Raw genomic sequence first — 19,073 nt, forward strand, 5'->3', positions numbered from 1 at the left:
GAAATAACTTAAGGTTATATTCACTATGTTATCTTTGCGGTTCTTGAGATTGGAGAAGTTGTGCAAGACCAACCAACATCGGTAACGCATAATCAAAGAACATTTTGATTCCCGAACACAAATAGTTTAGACCACTCTCACCATTCGGCGTTTTGATCAAACGGTTTTTTGGGCACTCACCCCAACAATAAGGCAAGTAAGGGCATTGCTTACAATACGTCGGCAATGAATCGCGTTTTGCCATGCCAAAAGTATATTGTCTTGTAGAGAAGGCCATTTCATTCAGTGAGTGTTCATGAATGTTGGCGAGTTTGTATTCTGGATACACATAGTGGTCGCAACTGAACACGTCGCCATTGTGCTCAATCGCCAACCCTTTGCCACAAAACTCCGCCGTCACGCAAAGCTGAGACGGTTTCCCCATTACTTGCGCCACCGCGGTTTCAAACAGATTAACCAGCACACGGCCAAGATCGTTATTCACCCACTCTTCAAAGGTCGCCATTAAAAAGCGTCCCCAGTCTTCAGGATCGACTGACCAATCCGTTACAATCGACATTGGATGCCCCGGTTTAGCCAGATCACTGCCTTTGGTTGGGATCATCTGTTCGTTCCAAAACTGCGGCGCGGTTGTTTGGAAGTTGTTGGCTTCTACCACCGGCGCAAACTGAATATAAGTCACACCCAATTCTTGGGTTAAAAATCGATATACTTCGAGCGGGTATTTCGCATTGTGACGATTCACCGTGACCAACGCGTTGAATTTCACGCCATGCGCTTTGAGCTTATCTACCGCTTTCATCACGAGATCAAACGTTGGCTTACCGCTGCGGGTTTTGCGATATTTGTCGTGCAGCTCTCGTGGCCCATCAATCGACAAGCCAACTAGGAAGTTGTGTTCTTTTAAAAACGCACACCACTCATCGTTTAGCAAAATGCCGTTGGTCTGAAGGTCGTTTTCAATGCGAACGCCTTTCGGCTGATATTTCTTTTGCAAAGCTACGACATTGCGGAAATAGTCCAACCCAAGCAGCGTCGGCTCCCCGCCCTGCCATGAGAATACAATTTCTTCGCCATCCTGACTTTCGATATAGCTTTTCACGAACGCTTCCAGTGTTGCGTCGTCCATTTTTGGCTGCTTTTCTTGGTGCAGTAGATTTTCTTTATGCAGATAAAAGCAGTACTGACAATCGATGTTGCACTTTGCTCCGCCTGGCTTTGCCATCACATGGAATCGACGGTCATACGCGCCCAGAACAGGCGCTTTAGACGCCGTTTTAAGAGGAACAATAGGCATAGTAGTAGAATGGCGAGGGGAAATCTTACTCATACGTTTCTCACTATTACATATACCCAAATAACCTCGTGAGCGCTGTACAGCAAAAGTGAAGCTATTTGGGTATATAGCGCTCCAAAAAGCGCTATATAATCTTAATTTACTTAGAAGACTTAGGTACGAACGAACCTGCTTCCATACGAGGCGGGAATTCTTTGAATGTACCCATCGCCTCGTTCAAATGGATCAATGCTCAAGTCAAAGATCAGTGGCACACGAAGTTTAGTGAACGGCTTACGCCATACATCCATACCCGTTTCATTCTCTTGAATCATAAAGTGGAACTTGTACTTTCCTTGGCGCAATGCCACAAGATCGCCGTCGTCGCTCCAGTAAACGAACTCATTTCGTGCGGATTTGTCTGACTTACCCGTTAAATATGGCAGTTGGTTGTAACCGTCTAGGTGAACTTTGTAGTCCATATCGCCAACTTTTTTGCCTTTTAGCAGTTCGTCTTTAACTTTGGTATCACCTGCCGCAGCAACTAGTGTCGGGAAAAAGTCCTCTAATGACATCATGCCGTTGAATGTTTTACCTGCCTCAATTTTTCCAGGCCATTTAATCAACATTGGCACACGGAAACTCCCTTCCCAGCCAGTGTTTTTCTCTGAGCGGAACGGTGTCATCCCTGCATCCGGCCACAAATCAACCATAGGGCCGTTGTCAGTGGTGTAAACAATGATTGTATTGTCATCCACACCTAACTCTTTGATCTTGTTAAGTAGCTGACCGATTTGGTCATCGTGCTGCTTAACACCATCCGCGTAGAAACCGGCACCTGTTTTACCTTGGTATTCTTCAGGAACATGTGTGAAGTTGTGCATGCGAGTGGTGTTAAACCAAGTAAAGAACGGCTTGTCCGCTTTTACTTGCTTTTCTATGAAGCTCTCTGCGGCATCAAGAAACTCACCATCAACATTTTCCATACGCTTACGCGTTAGTGGACCGGTATCTTCGATTTTGCCGTCAGCGTAAGAATGGATAACGCCACGAGGGCCAAATTTCTTCTTGAACTCCGGATCTTTAGGGTAATCCACGTTCTCTGGCTCTTCTTCTGCGTTCAAGTGGTATAGGTTGCCGAAGAATTCATCAAAACCGTGGTTGGTAGGAAGATGCTCGTCTCGGTCACCTAAATGGTTCTTACCAAATTGTCCGGTTGCGTAACCCATTTGTTTAAGCACGGTTGCAATCGTCGGATCTTTTTCCGAGATACCTTCCGGAGCGCCTGGTAAGCCCACTTTTGATAGGCCTGTACGTTTTGGCATTTGACCAGTGATGAATGCAGAACGGCCTGCTGTCGAGCTTTGCTGTGCGTAGAAGTTAGTGAACTTCGCACCTTCTTTAGCAATGCTATCGATGTTTGGCGTGTTGTACGCCATCATGCCTTGGTTATAGGTACTAAGGTTCCAGTAACCAACATCATCACCAAAGATGACAAGAATGTTGGGTTTGTCCGCTGCATGTGCAACTGCAGATGCAGCGCCCAAAGCTAACGTACATGCGTTAAGTACGAGTTTTTTACTGCTCGTTTTGGTCGCATTTTTCATATTATCTCCAAGAGTTCGCTAGTGCGTAAAAATGGTATTCGCTTTTCAATACCATTGTTGATATAAGATAAAGCACTAATTTCAGGCGATAAATGCAGTCAAAATTAGTTAACCTATAAATTAAATTTATGAGTGACGTTATGGACTTGAATTTGATCCAAACTTTTCTTGTTGTTGCGGAGTTTCAATCTTATACAAAAGCCGCGGAACAATTAGGGCTTACACAACCTGCTGTGAGCGCTGCAATAAAGCGTTTAGAGCAAGTCGTAGATAAGCAATTATTCGTTAAAAAAGGACGAGGGATCGCACTAACCTCCACCGCTTATCAATTACTGCCGCAATTCCAGCAAGCGGTTAATATTATTGACAATGCGATATCTGATAAAAATCATTTTGAAGTGTGTTGTTCGGAAATTTTGTTGCACATTATGGACCCAATAAAGAACACTATTTTTTATGAATCACCACCCGAAAAGTTCCTATTATTTGAGCTGTTAAGACAACAAAAAGTCGATCTAGTAATCGATACGGTGATCACGAAAGATGCAGCGTTTATTATTGAAGATGCCTATGAGGAAGAAGCCGTGGTTATCTGTCGTGAGAACCATCCCCGTGTACACGGCACGCTCACAAAAGAGCAATTTTATGAGGAAACTCACTGTTTATTTTCAGGAAAATGGAACAACATGTCGGGGTTCGAGCAACTAGCAAAGGAAACAATTCAAGAAAGAAAAGTCGACTTGATCACATCTTCGCTAGCGGGCATGGCGCTGTATGTCGCCCAAAGAGACAGTTTAGGGATCGTGTCTCAATCTTTTGCAAACAAGTGGAGCAAAGCGCTCAAACTTCAAATTTTGCCCTGCCCCATTTCGATACGCTCTATCCCTTACAAGTTCGTTTACCATAAGCGAGAGGTAAACAACCCAGCCCACATCGCTCTACGTGAAAAAATCAAAGCCAACTTAACGGCAGCCCACTACGAACCAATTTGTTTATAAATCTTGTCAATTGAAGCGTTAGGCGTTTTCGTCATCAAGCTTTCTACAAACCTTAATAGATAGAATTTTACAGATAAAAAAGAGGCTCATTTTAATGAGCCTCTTTCTATATGTGATACTTCACTTAGCTTTTCCTACTTATTTGGGTTCTCTTTTAGTTTCTCCATCACTTGATCGAGCGAGAAGCTTGCTGCTTTTTGCCTTGGTGGGAACTCTTTAAACGTTTCAAGGAATCTGCCTACGTAAGCTTGCGCAGGAACAAGCATGTAAGCACGGTCTAGCATCCAATCGTAGTAAGTGTTAGAAGTGATATCAGCCACTTCGTAAGGATCCATACGCAAGTTGAAGATCTTAGGAACACGAAGTGTGGTGAATGGTTCAGCCCAAATACGCAACGTACCTTTTGCTCGTTGCTCCATAAAGACCAGCTTCCATTTGTTATAGCGAAGTGCAGTTAAGTCTCCATCATCTGAGAAGTAAAAAATTTCTTCTCGTGGGGCCTTATCCTCTTTACCAGTCAAATATGGTAGGAAGTTATAGCCGTCTAGGTGAACTTTGAATTTCTTACCATTCGCACTATAACCTTTGAGCAATTTCTCTTTAATATTGTCATCACCCGCGGCAGCAACGAACGTTGGCATCCAGTCCATGTGATGCATGATATCATTCGAAACAGAGCCAGCTTTAATTTTACCCGGCCAACGTACCATCGCAGGAACTCGGTACGCACCTTCCCAGTTGGTATTTTTCTCTCCACGGAATGGCGTTGTGCCTGCATCTGGCCACGAGTTCATGTGTGGGCCATTATCGGTGGAGTAAAAGACGATTGTGTTGTCTTTAATACCCAAATCATCCACTTTTTTCAGCAGCTGACCTACATGATTATCATGCTCGACCATACCATCTGCATACTCGCTGATGCCTGTTTTTCCAGAGTTCTCTTCTTTCACATGAGTACGGAAGTGCATACGAGTTGCGTTCCACCAGACAAAGAAAGGTTTTTCAGCCTTGACTGCACGATCCATAAAGTCGAGTGCCGCATCTAACGTCTCTTCATCCACGGTTTCCATGCGCTTGCGAGTTAGAGGTCCTGTATCTTCAATTTTGCCATCAGCGTACGAACGGATAACGCCGCGCGGACCGAACTTTTTACGAAACTCAGGATCTTTAGGATAATCGACGTTTTCTGGCTCCTCCTCGGCGTTCAAGTGATAAAGGTTGCCAAAAAATTCATCGAAGCCGTGATTAGTAGGAAGGTGCTCATCTTTATCACCTAAGTGGTTTTTACCAAATTGCCCTGTCATATAGCCCATCGGCTTCAGCATTTCGGCAATGGTTGCGTCCTCTTCCTTCAAGCCAAGATCAGCACCTGGAAGCCCCACTTTACTCAAACCTGTTCTAAGAACGGTTTGGCCCGTAATGAAAGTAGAACGGCCCGCTGTACAAGATTGCTCACCGTAATAGTCAGTGAACATCATGCCTTCTTTGGCGATACTGTCTATATTTGGTGTTTTGTACCCCATCAAGCCAAACGTGTAAGCACTGAGATTGGACTGGCCAATATCATCACCCCAAATGACGAGAATATTTGGTTTCTCTGCTGCGATACTGCTACTTGTCGCACCGATTAAAGCGGCGGCAAGAATCGCTAATCGGCGTTTAACGCCATATTTCGCTGTCATATAAACCTCTGTGTGTATTAGAAAAGTGCTTCCTGCAACAGAATGTATAGTTCACAAATAGCGGATAAGCGAATTTACTAAATGAGAATTCTTTCTATCTTCGCCTAACATTACACCGTTATTTGTAGCTAATACGCACTCCAATAGCACTTTAGTTCAGAGCGCCATCGCACCATTCATCACTACTGTTAATCTCAAATATTAAGATTGTCTACGCATATCACAGTGCCCATAAAGTACCTGATTGCTTTTATATAAATATTAATGATAATACGTTTTACTACCATTAATAATTAAGGTGCCCGCGTGCTTGACTCCAAGGTTTCAAATGGAAAAACTTACCAATGCCAACACAACGGCGTTCACCATAATGATGAGGAGCTATTACTAGATAAGCGCACTCACTCTGTGGTACTCAATTACTTGCCAAACAAGAAATCTGTTCAGTTAACAAGCATTCAATTTAAGCTGCTGCAAACTCTCACTCACCATCAAGATCAAGTACTTAGTAAGCATTTTCTTTACGAAACAGTACTAAAACGTGAATTTACTGAACATGATCGAGCACTCGATATGCACATGAGCAGAATGAGAAAGCGTCTAGTTCACGAAGGCGTTCCAACAGACAGAATTCAGACAGTCCACCGCCAGGGTTACATTTTCAAGCGCTCAGACAATCAACAGAAAAATTAACGCTAATTGGCCCAACTTTTGGTAATTGACCGCTTATTTTGCTTTAATTAATGCAAATTCGAATCACGTAAAATAACTCAATGAATTTGCGCTTAATTTTTACACTTTGCATTGCTACTTTGTTTGCCGGCTGTGCAACCTATGCTGGTCTTAACTATGACCAACTGTTTGGTCCACAGCTCGTGCGTGAACGCACAGTTGACGTGGAAACCCCTCAAGCAAACTTCTTCCAAAGCGAAGTTAAACCCATTATGGATAACCGCTGTGTCGTCTGCCACGCGTGCTACGATGCACCATGTCAACTTAAGCTCTCTTCTGTTGAGGGCATTGACCGTGGTGCGAGTAAAGCACTGGTATATGAAGGAACAAGACTCACAGCCGCAGCACCAACACGCTTATTCGAAGATGCAGAAACAACCCAAGAGTGGCGCGATGCGGGTTTTCATCCGGTTCTCAACGAACGTGATCAAAGCATGGCAGCCAACATTGATGCAGGCCTTATCGCACGTTTGCTACAACAAAAAGAGCGCCACCCATTGCCTGACCAAGTCCAGTTAGAAGGCTTTGACTTTTCGATAGACCGAGAGCAAACCTGTCCAACGATTGAAGAATACGAGCAATACGAAAAGGATAACCCGACCTGGGGAATGCCTTTTGGTATGCCAAACCTATCAAACAGTGAATACCACACACTCATGACTTGGTTGGAAAACGGCGCAATAATGAACGTTCACCGACCTGTTAGTGAGAAAGAGCAAGCGCAAATAGATAAGTACGAAGCATTACTTAACCACTCTGATTTGAAAAATCAGCTGATGGCTAGGTATATATATGAGCATTTGTTTTTATCTCATCTCTACTTTTCGGAACTCGATGAAGATCCCCGATTCTTCACGCTCGTCCGCTCTGCTACACCACCAGGACAGCCCGTCAAACGTATTTCAACGCGTCGCCCGTACGATGATCCAGGGGTTGAACGTGTGTTTTATCGAATTATTCCAGAGCAAGGGACCATAGTAGATAAAACTCACATGCCATTCGCGTTAAACAAGCAACGCATAGAGAACTGGAAAACTTGGTTTATTGATGCTGATTACATGGTTAGTCAGCTACCGAGTTATGAACCAGAAGTTGCTGCAAACCCGATGACATCATTCATCGACCTTCCAGTGAAGTCGCGCTTTAAGTTCATGCTAGATAATGCACAAAATACAATAATGGCATACATCAAAGGCCCAGTTTGTCGTGGCCAACTGGCATTGAATGTTATCAATGATCGCTTTTGGGTGTTTTTCCTTGATCCAGATAAAGCAGACATCCCAGAAGTAAATGAGTTTTACCGATCTCAGGCTGATAATCTAAAACTACCGGCAGAGCAAGAAAGTAACACGCTACCTGTTACCAACTGGGTCAAGTACGCGCGTCAACAAGCTCGCTACCTAGAGGCTAAATCTGAGTTCACTAATAACTGGTTTAAAGAAGGTGAAAACCTATCCACCGATGTAATTTGGGATGGTAATGGCACCAACCATAATGCGGCATTAACGATATTCCGCCATTTTGATAGTGCTTCTGTTGTTCAAGGGTTAGTTGGTGAGCAGCCTAAAACAGTGTGGATTCTTGACTACGCGCTACTAGAGCGTATCCACTATTTGCTTGTTGCTGGGTTTGACGTTTACGGTAACTTCGGCCATCAGCTCATGACACGAATGTTTATGGACTTCTTGCGTCTAGAAGGCGAAAGTAACTTTATCTCGTTGTTACCCGCCGATATGCGCCATGAACTTCAATCTAGCTGGTATAAAGATCAAAGCCCGCAGTTGAGTGACTTTTTACAACGAAATGTGAAGCCGTTTAACCAACCAACCAGCGTTCAGTATAAGAGTGACGATCCAAAAACGGAGTTGGTGGAGTTGTTGAGCGAACATGTTTCAGATGTGCTTCTGCCTCGCTACGAAATTCAAGACACGGCTCTTTCTGCGAGTAGTGAAAAGCAACTAAAACGTATTGACCACGTTCGTGGTGAAGGCCTAAAAACCGTTCCGCAAATCACTATGCTTATGGTGAGAAGTCAATCAGGGGAAGATGAACTGTTCACCTTACTTCACAACAATGCACACACAAACATCTCTAGCTTGTTTGATGAAGAAAGTAACCGTGACTTTGCTAACGATGACATGACCATTGTACGCGGCGTTGTGGGAAGCTATCCTGCGGCATTTTTCTCGATCAACGAAAACCAAGTAAAAGATTTTGTCGATCAATTTAGTGCCATCCAAAACGAGTCCGATTACGTTAAGTTATTGGATAATTTTGCGATTCGTAGAAGCTCAGAAAAATTCTGGTCATTTAGCGATCGTTTACACAATTGGTACCGTACAAAACAACCGATCGAATTTGGATTACTTGACTATAATCGTTTTGAGAATCGATGATGATTTAAGGGGGTTCTCATGGGTATCCGAGATAACATTGCCGCTCTTGAACAACAGATTTACGTTGCTTGTTCTGAGGGAGACTACGAAACGGTCAATATGCTTGAGCATCAACTCGAATACTTGCGTGGCAAAGTGGAACATCCTTTTGATGATGACCCTTATGCCCTAGACACTCGATTCGAGTGGGAAGATGACATGACCGAATAGAAAAAACCTCCGGAAAGCCGGAGGTTTTTTTATTTTCAATGCTCGATGGATTACTTCGCCATTAACTCATCCAGAGCTTGAATTGATGCAGACACTTGAGAAACTAAATCATCTTTAGTCGCATTATAGGTATCTAGAGGTTGAGGCGCGGCTTCAATTGCTTGGCAAGCGTTCATTAGCGCAGTTAGTCCTAAACTTCCTGCACTGCCCTTTAATTTATGGGCAAGGTTCTTTACTTCTTTACTATCATTGTCCTCAGCAGACGCTTGCAGCTTGCTTAATACATCGGTGCTGGTGGCTCTAAACAGATTAATAATGTGCAACATCTTATCTCTGCCCAAGATTTTCATATCGGACTCAATCACGCTCGGATTAATGATAACCACATCGGGTTCCTTTGTTTTAGGTGCTTGAACGACCTTTGATTGTAGCTCTTGTTCTTGAGGCGAAATTTGATCAAACGGGGTACAGTCGGCATTTTGTGGCAACAACAACGGCTTTCCGTCTAGCGCATCCTGAATCAATGCCGCGAGTGCCTCTTTTGCCAATGGCTTAGGCAAGTATCCGTCAAAACCAGCGGCTAGATAGCGCTCAACTTCTTCCGCAAAAACGTGCGCAGACACTGCAATCATTGGCGTGACGGCAAGCGCTTTATTGGCCGGCTTATCACACTCAATCCGCTTTAAGCGTTGGATCAACTCAGTTCCATCACAATCAGGGAGGTTGATGTCGACCAAAGCGATATCAAAATCTTGTGTGCTGATCAGTTGCTCTGCTTGTGAGCCGTTTTCTGCCATCACGACTTGGTGCCCCATGCTTTCTAGAAAGCCTTCCGCGACCACTCGGTTGACTTCATTATCTTCTACTAGCAAGACCTTTGCTTTCACTTTGCAACGTGCGGTTGCCACGGTTCCTGTTTCAATAGGTTCGCTTTCCTCTAACGGAATAGAGAACCAGAATCGGCTACCATTTCCCTCTTCGGAATCGACTTCTAAAACACCGCCCATCGCTTCAATGATTCGCTTACTGATGGCAAGTCCAAGCCCCGTGCCTCCAGTTTGGCTCATCCCACCTTCAGCTTGCGTGAAGGCATCAAACAACGTTCTCTGGTATTTTTTGGCAATTCCTATTCCAGTGTCTGATACTTCAAACAGGACTTGCGACTCGTCCTCAGGGTTCAGGCTAACGTAGATATCAATTTCTCCTTCGTCAGTGAACTTAATCGCGTTACCAACGAGATTGTTCAGCACCTGACTGATTCTGGTGACATCCCCTTTCCAGTAGCGACTAACATCACTTTCAATATGGTAGGAGAACAGCAGCTTCTTCTCTTGTGCTCGACTGTTCATTAACTGGAAAGTGTCCTCCACCATTTGGTGTAAATCAAAGCCCATGTGACGAATTTCTAAATGCCCCGCTTCAATCTTGGAGTAATCCAGTACATCATTAAGGATCGCGAGCAACGTTTTACCACTACGATTAATGATTTCCGCATAACGCTTTTGAATTGGGTTGAGGCCTGAGTCAATCAACAAGCGTGCTGTCCCCAACACTCCGTTCATTGGCGTTCTTATCTCATGGCTCATCGTCGCCAAGAATGCCGATTTTGCTCGGCTCGCTTGCTCTGCTTGCTTGCGAGCTTTAGCGTGATTCAAAACCTCTTCATTCAAACGGCGGTTTGCTTGTTTTAACTGCGAAGTGCGCTGCTCAACGAGCTCTTCTAAATGCTCTTTATGCTCCTCAAGCTCTCGCTTGGCTTGAGCTTCACCCTCTGCTACCACTTTTAGTGCTTGCGCGGTATTACGAGCCGTGATGATGGCCTGCCCCATATGCGCCAACTCATCTTTGCCTTTCACTTCCAACTCAACCGCTAAGTTACCCTGCGCCACAGACAGCAACGCAGCGGAATATTCAGCTAACCGCTTCACAACAGAAAGGTACACCACACGCCATAAAATCAGCACCAATACAATCAAACCAACAATTGAAATAACGGTTAAAGACCACTGAGCGAATTTCAGTGTGCTGGTCAATTGGTCTACAGCGACGGTAGTGGTTTTGTTTGAATCATCAACCAATTTGTTGACCGTGCCATTAAGCTCTGAGAACAACTCTAATGTCTTTTGCATCAGTTGTTGTGACTGTTCGTTATTCTCGTATTGCTGCATCAGTATAGAAAATACGACCTGACGCTTACCAAGCTCTATGAGCAGTTGGCTCATTTGCTTAGAGCGCGTAGGATCTTCCACAGCGAGTACACGGCGTTGCATGATTTTGAGGTTGCTATCGAAATCACTTTGAACCTGTTGAATTCGCTCAATATTCGTTAATGTCCGAGCCTCTTCAATCTGATTCAACATTTTAAAGGCCAACAAGTGCAGTTCATGCAATCGCTCAGTCAGATCAAGATCGACCTCCACCAGTGCATCTAGCGCCTGATAAACTTGCGATTTTTTATTCGATTCTAATAAGTCATAAATATGCGTGACGTTAGCAACAGCAATGGTGCTTGTATTCTGAACTTGCGTACGAGTTAGTTGTTCTAGCTCTTCACTGAGCAGACGCATTTCTTCAACACGAGTATCTATCTCTTTTGCAAGCCACAGCTTTTTTTCAACCGAAACACCGAGTTCTGCCAAATTGTCGATAACGTTCTGGACGTTATTCTCTAAAGCTTCTAACAATTGAGAATCGAACGACTCACTCCCGAGCTCCTTGATGTGAGTGAGTAAAGACTCGAGCTGTTCGAACAGCACTCGCCCTGACTCCTTTCTTTCCTGCTCGTTTCTTGCGTTCGACAACATTTGTACAGACGAAATAATACGAGTACTCAACTCAGAGACTTGCCTCGCCTCAATCATGGCGGGAATCGCAGAATCCACGACATTTCTTTCGGTTTTGGCAACCAAAGAAAATCCAGACACACCAATAAGTGCCGATAACATGACCAGTATTGCCATCGCAATGAAAGACAACAAAAGTTTACGACCGATGCTTGCAGTTGCTAGCAGCATATTTTCATGACCTTAATGTTCGTGTTCAGCGACATATTACGTTATATTTTGCAGTGTTTACTTAATCTATGCCAACGAACTTCATTTCATGGTTAAAAATCGACACGCATTTCGCACATTTTTCAAACATTCTGCAGCCACTTTAACCCTCGTTGCTTCTTTGCCAGCGGTTGCCGCAGAGAAAATATGTGCAATATACCCTCACCTAAAGGATTCATACTGGTTGTCAGTAAACTATGGAATGGTGTCCGAAGCGAAAAGAGAAGGTGTCGAGCTACGAGTTCTTGAAGCGGGCGGCTACCCAAACAAAACCCGTCAAGAACAACAACTCGCACTGTGTAACCAATGGGGAGCAGATGCAGTTATCCTTGGGACCGTGGACCCACAGGCTTACGAGCATTCACTTAAAAATTGGGTAGGGAATACTCCCGTTTTTGCTACTGTGAACCAACTCGACTTGGATGAAGAACAAAGTGAGTTGCTAAAAGGGACTGTCGGTGTTGACTGGCATTGGATGGGATACGAAGCGGGTCAATATTTGGCAGCTCGTCATCCAAAGGGGTCAGGAAAGACCAACATTGCCTTACTTTTGGGGCCGCGAACTCGTGGTGGTACGAAACCCGTTACTGCCGGATTTTATGAAGCGATACAAGGAAGTGATATCAACATTGTTGACTCATTTTGGGCAGACAACGACAAGGAGTTACAACGTAACCTAGTTCAACATGTAATCGATATGGGAAATATAGATTACATTGTTGGCAGTGCAGTGGCGATTGAAGCGGCCATCAGTGAGCTGCGCAGTGCCGGCAAAGCTGAGGAGATCGGTTTAGTTTCTGTGTACTTAAGTCATGGTGTATATCGAGGCCTGTTACGTAACAAAGTGCTCTTCGCACCAACAGATAAAATGGTGCAGCAAGGTCGGCTTTCCGTGATGCAAGCAACGCATTACTTAAGAGGTCAAGCGTATGACAAACATGCCTCACCAACCATCAAACCACTGACTCCGAAGACGCTTCATGATGACACGATCGAAGAATCGTTATCTCCGTCAGAATATAGGCCGACATTCCGTGTTAAGGCTGTTGATTGAAAGACCAAAAACGTGTTCTATTGAGTCACAACAATTTTAAAATCATACAAACGGAAACATCTTGATGCAAAAAACCATTCGTACCATGCCAACCCATAAACATGTGGCTTTGGTTGCTCACGACAACTGCAAACCTGAGCTACTTCGCTGGGTAAAAGAAAACAAAGAAAAGCTACAGAGTCACTTCCTTTACGCAACTGGCACGACAGGACACATGCTAAGTAAAGAAACTGGACTTGCGATCAAGAGCATGATCAGTGGTCCGATGGGCGGTGATCAACAGCTAGGCGCTCTCATTTCAGAAGGCAAAATCGACGTTCTCGTTTTCTTTTGGGATCCACTGAATGCCGTACCTCACGACCCAGATGTTAAAGCGCTTCTTCGTATTGCTAGTGTTTGGAATATTCCTGTAGCAACGAACCGAGCCACCGCTAAGTTCCTGTTTAACTCCCCTCTTCTTGAGCAAGAAGTAGACATCGAAGTACCGGATTACGAAGCCTATCTTGCTGAGCGCATGTAAGCTTTGATGCTAACCAAATAAAGCAAAGGCGATACCAAGTATCGCCTTTGCTGTTTTTAACATTCTAAACGTTGCATTTAACGGGAAGTCACGATGGGATAATCACCATTAACGAGCTCTTGAACGAATGCAGATCCCGCGCCAGTATGCGTGATCCAAACCTTCTCTTTCGCACGTGTAATAGCCACGTAAAATAGCCTGCGCTCTTCTGCGTAAGGGAATTTGTCTTTGGACTCCGTCAACGCACCATCAATGTGAATTTGCTTCTTCTTAGCGGGGAATTGCCCCTCATCCACAGAAAGAATAATCACAAAGTCAGCTTCGCGTCCTTTACTCGCATGGCAAGTCATAAAGCGAATATCGAGATTAGGGAAACGTCGCAACCAATCGTCGAACAAATCGGGCTTATGATAATGGTTACGTCCTAGCAATAAAACTGACTTGGTTTGCTTGGCTTGTTGATTCAAGTGGTCCAAGATCTTTTCCACTTGATTGCTCGGCGCGGTATGTACGCTCTTCTGCTTGCGTTGTTTGTGGCTGTTTAGTGTTTTCGGCAACTGCGATGGGTTTTGCTGCACGAATGTATTCGCTACATCACCAATCTGATTGTTGAAACGATAAGTTGTATCTAAGTGATGAACGGTTGAGTGAGCAAAGCGTTCTTTAAAACCAGTGATAAGATCGACATCCGCTCCTGCAAACTGATAGATCGCTTGCCAATCGTCGCCAACAGCAAATAACGTGGCACCTGCTTGTTTCTGAGTGGATTCACACAGTGCTTCAATCAATGCCAGACGATCTGGAGAGATATCTTGATACTCATCGACCATAATAAAGCGCCATGGCGAGACAAACTTCCCTTTATTCACATAATCTGTCGCACGACTGATCATGGTTGGGAAATCCACTTGGTTGCTTTCTTTAAGCATTTTCTGCCACGCTGTAAAACATGGCCAGCATAAGGCGAGTTCACTATTTAAACGCGTATAGTCTTGGTGGTTTACGAGCTTTTCTTGTACTTGCTTTTTGGTCAAGCCCACCGCCGCTAAATGAGACAGCTGCGAATCTAGCCAAGCGATCAATTTTGGATTTTCTGAATGGCTTCCTAACTCATCATCCCCTTTTAGGTACGCAATCGGCCATTTGTCTAAATGTTTTTGCCAACGTTTAAAGTTGGTGGGTGTCATCCAATGTTTTTTCAACCAGTCTACACACCATGCTGTTCGTTGATTTTCGTCCAACGCTAAAGGACTAATTTCGACAGGTTGCTGTTCGACTTGTTTAAGAATATACAAGCCCAACTGATGGAATGTGTTGACGCGCACACCGTCTGCCGCCATGCCCACTTTATCTACTAAGCGTTCTTTCATTTCAGTCGCCGCATCACGACCGAACGCTAACATGAGAAGCTCTTCTGCTTGAGCTTGATGGCTTTGCAACAAATAGGCAACTCGTGCGGTTAAAACGCTGGTTTTGCCCGAGCCGGCACCAGCAAGAACTAAGTTGTGGTCGTCGTTGAGTAATACCGCATATTGCTGGGATAAATTCAAAGGAGAGGATTCAATTTGATTAAACAGCACTTCCCAATTTGGACGTTCTGCTTCTAGCCAATCGCGATTACGCTCACCAAGCGCCTCAGAGGTATCAATGAGCCAAGGCTCTATTTGCGACATACGATTCGGCATTCGCATTTTGGCTTCTTCTAGGGTGGTTTTCATCTCGCTTAACTCTTGGTTAAGACTTTCAACCCAGGAGACCACTTGAGAATGCGATAAGTAAGCAGGCAAGTGCTTTAGTTTGTAAAGCTCTTCTTCCCACTTAGGTAGATACTCAGCCAGTTTTCGGCACTGAGTGTTGTGCCACTCTTGATATTGACGAACGGCCTCAAGCGCGAACTTTCGGCATTGTGGCCACGGTAAACCTTGGACTAGCCAGCTTTGTTGTTTGCCTTCGTGTTCATGAGCAAAAAACTGTAAAGAGCTCCATAATAACCCACGCTTTACGCTAACTTTGCCATTCCAGATCGTAAAAGGAATATGTTCTTCACTGCCTATCGAGCTTAATAAAACACTGTTCTCTTTTATTTCGACGTGATGGTACTCATTTTGAATAAAAAACTGTGCTTTGCTAGTGGCAGTAAGCTGCATGAAACGTGCGCCTTTTAGTTTAGAAGTTGTCGATTTATATCATTTTAAGGCGCTAAATTGTAGCAACGGCGAGCACCTAAGTAAGCTTCTTCTTCTATTCTTTAATAAAATTCACATTACTGTCGATTTAATAACCTAAAGCTGAGGTTATTTGAAGCTGGCTTTACAATCCTCAATACATGACCTGGCAGTTTTAATATAAGTCAATGACATCCCTGCTGATTTTATCAGCAACCACGAATTTTTCTTAAAGTAAATCATAAACGCGCTATAGTGGGTCTGGTAGTATTCCCCTTGTTCTTCATCGGAAACATAAGGCGCATTGTGCAAGCAACTTCTAAATTTCGGCTATATTGGGCAAACAAGACAATAAATTACAGCGTTCTTATCCTCATTACCTTACTGGGTGTGGTTATCCCAACTTGGTATTTCGAGCAAAACACGCTGATAACGCCATTAATATTAGGCGTTATTGCTGCTGCTTTGGCTGAAAGTGATGACAGTTTCACTGGACGCATCAAGGCTCTGATTCTCACCTTTCTCTGTTTTGCGCTTGCTGCTTTTTCAATTGAAATCTTGTTCGATACCCCATGGGCGTTTGCGTTGGGATTATTTATCTCAACCTTCGGCTTCATCATTCTTGGGGCGATAGGTCCTAAGTACGCGAGTATTGCTTTTGGTTCGTTGCTGATCGCTATTTATACTATGCTTGGCGCACATGAAAGCACCAACATTTGGTTTCAGCCACTACTGCTTTTGACTGGTGCCGCATGGTATTACTTCATGTCCATGATTTGGCAGATATTTTGGCCTCTTCAACCGGTGCAACAAAGCTTAGCCAATGTGTTCTTCCAAATGGCGAATTATCTTGATGCGAAAGCCAAGCTTTTTCACCCTGTGACCAACTTGACGCCACAACCGCTACGGATTGAAGCTGCAAAATGCAATGCTGCCACGGTTACGGCACTAAACGCTTGTAAAACCACATTACTTAACCGATCGAAACGGGGTCACATTGATGGGCCTAGTGACCGATTTTTAAATATTTATTTCATCGCTCAAGACATTCACGAACGCGTCAGTTCTAGCCATTATCGCTATCAGGATTTAGCGACCGAATTTGAACGTTCTGATGTGCTGTTTCGTTTTAAATATCTTTTGGAGTCTCAAGCCCAAGCGTGTCGTGATATTGCACTAGCCATTCAGCTAGGAAATGAATACTCCCATACCGATCAATCTATTCTGGCATTAGCTGAAGTACAAAACTCTCTTGCTTATCTAGAAGAACAAAAGCAAGGGCACTGGAAACGTCTGCTGATGCAGTTAACATATTTATTCAATAACTTAGCGACGGTAGAAAAACAACTTAATAACATTAACAACCCAGATGTTGAAGGCCTCGAAGAAGATACCCTCGCCGATACCAACCCACACACGCTAAAGGCGATGTGGCAGCGTATATCAGCAAATTTACACAAAGATTCGATGCTGTTTCGGCATGCATTACGTATGTCAATTGCCTTAACGATTGGCTATGGAATCATTCAAATATTCAACATCGACCGAGGTTACTGGATACTCTTAACCACTTTATTCGTATGCCAACCGAACTACAGTGCCACTCGCCAAAAATTGACGGCGCGAGTAATAGGTACATTAGCTGGTTTGTTGATTGGTGTACCATTGCTGACTTTTTTCCCTTCTCAAGAAAGCCAGTTAGTATTTATCGTTATCTCTGGAGTGATGTTTTTCGCCTTCCGGATGAACAACTATGGGTACGCGACTGGTTTTATTACACTGCTCGTCCTCTTCTTATTTAATCAACTAGGTGAAGGTTACGCAGTTGTCCTTCCTCGACTAGCAGATACCCTCATCGGGTGTGTGCTTGCAGTAGGAGCTGTATTAGTTATTTTGCCCGACTGGCAGTCGAGAAGGCTTCACAAAGTTATGTCGGATGCGATAGAGGCGAACAAGCAGTATCTCGATCAGATCATTGGTCAGTATAGAATCGGCAAGAAAGACAATTTGAGCTACCGTATCGCTCGCCGCCAGGCCCACAATAATGATGCCTCACTCTCTTCTGCGATTAGTACGATGCTGGCGGAGCCTGGCAAATATCGCGCAGCTGTTGATGAAAGTTTTCGCTTCCTAACGTTAAATCACGCAATGTTGAACTATATTTCTGCATTAGGCGCGCACAGAACTCGCATCGAAGATGAGTCAATTCATAAACTCGTTTTAGATGCTCACCGTTGTATTCATCAACATCTGGATGTACTTCATAAACAGCTTCACCAGCATTGTGAGGAGTGTGACCTATCTAATATTGATGATGCTGGACTCGAGCAACGCTTAAATGAATGGCGCGATGAAGACGACAGCTCTGCCCGCATGGTATTGCAACAACTCCATCTTATCTATCGCATGCTCCCAGAGCTTCATTCACTTGCTAGCAAGTTTGCCGTCAGAGTTAGTTAGTAACATTCAAACCATATGTAAGAGGGAAGCGCTATATCGCTTCCCTTTTTATTTTTACGTTTCCACCTACCCCAAAGTGGGTAATTATGTACCTTCTTAGGAAAAATCTGACGTATCACTTAACACACCTTGACAATATTCGGACAAAAAGCAATCGATCAAATTCTAATCTATTTTGGTTGAATAAATATGTTGTATCCAAAGGATGAAGAATTTCGGGCAACGACGGATAAACCGAATCACGACGAAGGTATTGAGATGAACGCACAACAATTTAATGAACTTAAACAAAAGCTCAGTGATTTAACGGCAAGTCAGTTAAAGTCATTACAAGGTGAGATCAGCGTGAAACTAAATAAAGCGCAAAAACCGGTTCTATCTGGTGAAGAAAGAGAAATGCTTGCCAAACTGTTTGCCTAATCAAGTCATTGATATAAAACACTTGAACGTTTTATAAACTCCACCTATGCTCTCACTATCATAATGTTGGGAGTAGTGATATGCCTGTATCGGGAATTCAATCTGGATACCACATCGTTCAGATGTCACAACAAATGGCCGAGAAAACTGCACATGGCATTAGCAATAATGTAAGTAAGGTAAAAGAAGAGCTTTCTGATCACAACATCGATTTAGCTGCGGTTGCGGATGTCGCAATAACAGCCTCAACACCTAGCCTTCCCTCTCAAAAAGTTGAATTTCTCATCAACCTAGCTCAAGCCGCTGGTTATAACCGAGTTGGCGCGTCTGTCATAGAGAAAAACAATGAAATCATTGGCAGCTTGCTAGACATCCACGTTTAGGCGATTTAACGTCAAATTATCGCTATTTTAATTTCCAACTATCACTATAACGTTGTAACAAGATAACCCCTTTGCTTCGTTCTTGCTTTCTATTTCGATTCAAATATCTCCTGTTTA

Annotated in this window: 13 protein-coding genes and 1 pseudogene; 9 read left to right on the forward strand and 5 right to left on the reverse strand. The window is 43.9% G+C overall.

What is annotated here, in order from left to right:
• Positions 1-28: 28 nt before the first annotated feature.
• Both R7Z10_RS03485 and R7Z10_RS03490 read right to left on the reverse strand, forming a co-directional pair.
• Positions 29-1,330 (reverse strand): anaerobic sulfatase maturase, encoded by a 1,302-nt coding sequence (locus tag R7Z10_RS03485; protein WP_033906479.1) that lies wholly within the window; start codon positions 1,328-1,330, stop codon positions 29-31.
• Between the two features lie 106 nt (positions 1,331-1,436).
• Positions 1,437-2,883, reverse strand: a pseudogene (locus R7Z10_RS03490) (arylsulfatase).
• Positions 2,884-3,023: 140 nt separating this feature from the next.
• Here R7Z10_RS03490 and R7Z10_RS03495 point away from each other — a divergent pair.
• The gene (locus R7Z10_RS03495; protein ID WP_025767859.1) at positions 3,024-3,881 is read left to right on the forward strand and encodes a LysR family transcriptional regulator; all 858 of its coding nucleotides are present in this window, start codon (positions 3,024-3,026) and stop codon (positions 3,879-3,881) included.
• 134 nt (positions 3,882-4,015) lie between these two features.
• Here the strand turns inward: R7Z10_RS03495 and R7Z10_RS03500 are convergent, their stop codons facing one another.
• On the reverse strand, positions 4,016-5,563 hold the full coding sequence (locus R7Z10_RS03500; RefSeq protein WP_005376560.1) for an arylsulfatase: 1,548 nt from the start codon (positions 5,561-5,563) through the stop codon (positions 4,016-4,018).
• A gap of 306 nt (positions 5,564-5,869) precedes the next feature.
• On the opposite strand from R7Z10_RS03500, the gene R7Z10_RS03505 reads away from it, so the two are divergent.
• From R7Z10_RS03505 to R7Z10_RS03515, 3 genes are all read left to right on the forward strand, one after another.
• Positions 5,870-6,256 carry a winged helix-turn-helix domain-containing protein gene (locus tag R7Z10_RS03505; RefSeq protein WP_017635365.1) on the forward strand — a complete coding sequence of 129 codons (387 nt, stop codon included), beginning with the start codon at positions 5,870-5,872 and terminating at the stop codon, positions 6,254-6,256.
• Positions 6,257-6,336: 80 nt separating this feature from the next.
• Positions 6,337-8,691 carry a fatty acid cis/trans isomerase gene (locus tag R7Z10_RS03510; protein ID WP_017635366.1) on the forward strand — a complete coding sequence of 785 codons (2,355 nt, stop codon included), beginning with the start codon at positions 6,337-6,339 and terminating at the stop codon, positions 8,689-8,691.
• An 18-nt stretch (positions 8,692-8,709) separates the two neighbouring features.
• Positions 8,710-8,901, forward strand: a complete 192-nt coding sequence (locus R7Z10_RS03515) for a hypothetical protein (protein WP_005376565.1) — start codon at positions 8,710-8,712, stop codon at positions 8,899-8,901.
• A 50-nt stretch (positions 8,902-8,951) separates the two neighbouring features.
• Here the strand turns inward: R7Z10_RS03515 and torS are convergent, their stop codons facing one another.
• Positions 8,952-11,915, reverse strand: a complete 2,964-nt coding sequence (torS, locus tag R7Z10_RS03520) for a TMAO reductase system sensor histidine kinase/response regulator TorS (RefSeq protein WP_005376567.1) — start codon at positions 11,913-11,915, stop codon at positions 8,952-8,954.
• Between the two features lie 43 nt (positions 11,916-11,958).
• Here torS and torT point away from each other — a divergent pair, with 43 nt between their 5' ends.
• Positions 11,959-13,008, forward strand: a complete 1,050-nt coding sequence (torT, locus tag R7Z10_RS03525) for a TMAO reductase system periplasmic protein TorT (protein ID WP_309303105.1) — start codon at positions 11,959-11,961, stop codon at positions 13,006-13,008.
• 64 nt (positions 13,009-13,072) lie between these two features.
• Positions 13,073-13,528, forward strand: a complete 456-nt coding sequence (locus tag R7Z10_RS03530; RefSeq protein WP_005376571.1) for a methylglyoxal synthase — start codon at positions 13,073-13,075, stop codon at positions 13,526-13,528.
• A gap of 77 nt (positions 13,529-13,605) precedes the next feature.
• Here R7Z10_RS03530 and helD read toward each other — a convergent pair whose 3' ends face one another.
• A complete protein-coding gene (helD, locus tag R7Z10_RS03535) occupies positions 13,606-15,675 on the reverse strand; it encodes a DNA helicase IV (RefSeq protein ID WP_005376572.1) in 2,070 nt (689 codons plus the stop codon).
• Positions 15,676-15,999: 324 nt separating this feature from the next.
• On the opposite strand from helD, the gene yccS reads away from it, so the two are divergent.
• The 3 genes from yccS to R7Z10_RS03550 all read left to right on the forward strand — a co-directional run bounded on the left by yccS (position 16,000) and on the right by R7Z10_RS03550 (position 18,956).
• Positions 16,000-18,153, forward strand: coding sequence for a YccS family putative transporter (gene yccS / locus R7Z10_RS03540; RefSeq protein WP_005376573.1), 2,154 nt, complete (start codon positions 16,000-16,002; stop codon positions 18,151-18,153).
• Positions 18,154-18,342: 189 nt separating this feature from the next.
• Positions 18,343-18,573, forward strand: coding sequence for a hypothetical protein (locus R7Z10_RS03545; protein ID WP_005376575.1), 231 nt, complete (start codon positions 18,343-18,345; stop codon positions 18,571-18,573).
• Positions 18,574-18,653: 80 nt separating this feature from the next.
• Positions 18,654-18,956, forward strand: coding sequence for a hypothetical protein (locus R7Z10_RS03550; protein WP_005376585.1), 303 nt, complete (start codon positions 18,654-18,656; stop codon positions 18,954-18,956).
• Positions 18,957-19,073 lie beyond the last annotated feature (117 nt).

This window comes from Vibrio sp. Vb1018 (assembly GCF_033338775.1).
Classification (GTDB): Bacteria; Pseudomonadota; Gammaproteobacteria; order Enterobacterales; family Vibrionaceae; genus Vibrio; species Vibrio alginolyticus.